We start from the raw sequence: 436 nt of genomic DNA, 5'->3' as shown, positions 1-436 counted from the left end.
CTGATTGCCTGCGTGCTCGCGTTCGGGCTGATCACTCCTTACATGTTTCTTCCGGTTGGGTTCGCCAACATCTTCTTCAATGAGATTCTGCTGGCCAACGTTTTCTAAAGCGGTTTGGATGTAACCGGTATCAAGGTCACCCAGGCGATGCTGATCCCAGCTTTGGGCATGTTGTCGGGGCTGGCGATCGCCTTCTATAGCTACCGCAAGCCGCGTGAATATGACCTTGCTCGCATCGAGCAGGTGGAGCCCAGTTCGGTACGTTACAGCCCACTGACCTTGGTGGTGGCAGGCATTGCCGTTGCTGCGGCGTTCGTTATTCAGCTGTGGCTGGACTCGATGATTCTCGGCGCACTTGCAGGGTTCGTGATCTTCTCGGTCTCCGGTGTGGTGCGCTGGCGGGAAGCGGATGACCTTTTTACCGACGGCATGAAAA

General features: G+C 56.0%; 1 protein-coding gene. It reads left to right on the top strand.

Features of this window, described 5'->3' with window-relative positions; translation table 11 throughout:
• Positions 1-147: 147 nt before the first annotated feature.
• The coding region (locus ACU8YC_RS28165; protein WP_446896419.1) for a Na+/H+ antiporter NhaC family protein at positions 148-436 on the top strand (289 nt) is incomplete at its 3' end.

The sequence above is a fragment of the Citrobacter sp. VF227 genome (assembly GCF_052950715.1).
The sequence above is the reverse complement of the archived record's forward strand: the minus strand, read 5'-3'. Positions and strand labels throughout refer to the sequence as shown.